At 68.3% G+C, this 2,379-nt stretch carries 2 protein-coding genes; both read right to left on the bottom strand.

What is annotated here, in order from left to right; all coding sequences use genetic code 11:
- Positions 1-93: 93 nt before the first annotated feature.
- Positions 94-894, bottom strand: a complete 801-nt coding sequence (locus ACLN58_RS21125) for an electron transfer flavoprotein subunit beta/FixA family protein (protein WP_415857184.1) — start codon at positions 892-894, stop codon at positions 94-96.
- Between the two features lie 271 nt (positions 895-1,165).
- Positions 1,166-2,379: S1C family serine protease (locus ACLN58_RS21120; RefSeq protein WP_415857183.1), on the bottom strand; the 1,214-nt coding region annotated here is incomplete at its 5' end.

Below are 2,379 nucleotides of genomic sequence, written 5' to 3'. Positions count from 1 at the left end.
TGAGAGCAGCTCGAGCTGGGACTTGCGCAGCCCTTCTGCAGGGACGGCGTCGAGGTAGACGAGGACGGTGGATGCAGTCATGGTCTTCCTTCGCTAGATGAGCTTCTGGGCGGCCAAGAAGTCCACGAGCCGAACGCCCGCGTCACCCTCGTCCGTGATGATGGTGCCCGCGGTCCGCGGCGGGCGGGGATCGGCCTGCTCGACGGCCGTGAGCGAGCCCGCTGCGCCAACCTGGCCCGGCTCGAGCCCAAGGTCCGCTACGCCGAACGTCGCGATCTTCTTCTTCTTCGCGGCGAGGATGCCCTTGAAGTTCGGGTACCGGGGCTCGTTGATCTGGTCGGTGACCGAGACGAGCGCGGGCAGCTCTGCCTCGACCGTGTCCGAGGTCGCGTCGCCATCGCGACGAATGACGGCGGTGCGGCCGTTGACATCGAGGCTTGACGCGAATGTGAGCTGCGGGAGGGCGAGCCGCTCCGCAAGCTGGGCGGGGACGAGCGAGGTCTCGCCGTCGGTCGAGGCCATGCCCGTGAGCACGAGGTCCACGTCGCCGATCGCGCGGATCGCCGCAGCGAGCGCGAGCGACGTTGCCCACGCATCCGAGCCCGCGAGCGCGTCGTCGGTCACGTGGACGCCAGAGGACGCGCCGATCTGGAGGGCCTTCTTGAGGGCGTTCGAGGCATCGGGCGAGCCCATCGTGAGCGCGATCACCTGATTGCCGGCCTTCTCGCCGCCGCGCGCCTCGCTGAGCTGGAGGGCGGCCTCGAGGGCGTACTCGTCGAGCTCGGAGAGGATGCTCTCGGAGCGCTCGAGCGTCTTGCCGGGACCGATGTGACGGTCAAACTGAGCGTCGGGCACGTGCTTGACGAGCACGACGATCTTGAGGGTATCTCCCACGGTTGAGGACCTTCCGTAGTCTTGCGTCGCCTGACGGCGCCAGAGCGGCTACGCCCGGCGCCGGGAATCCTAGCTAACCATATGACGAGCGCCCCGGGGGCGCCGCCCATCCTGCGGCCTGGAACGGTCGTGCCTCGTCACGCAAGGCCACGATTCGTCATGTGACGAGTGGGAAAGCATCCCCAGAGACGGGGACGCACGCAGGCCCTGACACGGCTCCGCCCGCGGACCCTACGGGAAGGTCCACGGGCGGAATCCGGACTCGTTTGGGTTAGGAGGCCGCGCCGAGCGTCACGTCGGTGCTCGCGCTCTGACCGTTCCGGGTGTAGGTGACCTTGACGGTCGAACCCGGAGCCTGCTGGCGAACGGCGGCCGTGAGCTCGCTCGCATCGCCAATCGCGAAGTCACCGAAGTGCGTGATGACATCGCCGGTCTTGAGCCCGGCCTTGTCTGCAGGCGAGCCGCTCGTCACCTGGGCGATCTGGGCGCCGACCGAGAACGAGGAGTTCGTGTCTCCGTTAGGGGCCGCAGGCTGGACAGACACGCCAAGCTGGGCATGCTGGGCCTTGCCGCTCGAGATGATCTCCTGGCCGATCCGCACAGCGTAATTAGCCGGGATGCTGAAGCCGACGCCGATATTGCCGCTCTGGCTCGTGCTGCTCGAGCTGCTCCCGGTCGAGGCGATCGCGACGTTGACCCCCACGAGCTCGCCCTTGCTGTTGACGAGCGCGCCGCCCGAGTTGCCCGGGTTGATCGCGGCGTCCGTCTGGATCACGTTGATGCTGATGGTGCTCTGGGTCTGGCCGCGCTGCGACTGGCCGCCGTTCGGCGGTGCGAACTGGAAGCCGCCGCTGCCGCCGCCCTGCTGAGAATCCGAGCCGCCGCCCTGCGGAGCCGCCGAGGAGGCCACCGAGATGGTCCGGTTGAGGGTCGAGACGATGCCATCCGTCACCGTGCTGTCCAGGCCGAGCGGGGCGCCGATCGCGATGACGTTGTCGCCGACGTTGAGCTTGCTCGAGTCACCGACCGTGATGGGCGTCAGATTGGCACCCTTGACCTGCACCACCGCGAGGTCCGAAAGCGGATCCGTCCCGACAACCGTGGCCGAGTAGACGCTGCCATCGCTCGCGCGCACCTGGATGGTCGGGTTGGCCACCGAACCGTCGAGCGTCACGACGTGCGTGTTCGTGAGGATGTGACCCTGGTTGTCGAGGACCACGCCCGAGCCCGTGCCCGAGTTGCTGCCGGACGTGACCCCGATCGTCACGACGCTTGGCGAGGCCTTCGCGGCCGCGGCCGTGATGGCGTTGACGCTGTCCTGGTTGTTGACGATCACGGGGCTGTTCTGCGACTGGCTGACACTCGCGGAGCGCGGGGCGAGCAGCGAGTAGCCGCCAGCCGCGACTCCGCCGCCAATGAGGCCTGCGATGAGCATGCCGCCGATGAGCACACCGGTGCCCCAGCGCTTCGGCTCGCCGCGGCGCA

This window comes from Sinomonas sp. G460-2 (assembly GCF_047759905.1).
Taxonomy (GTDB): domain Bacteria; phylum Actinomycetota; class Actinomycetes; order Actinomycetales; family Micrococcaceae; genus Sinomonas.
This window is presented reverse-complemented; position numbering and strand designations above follow the sequence as displayed.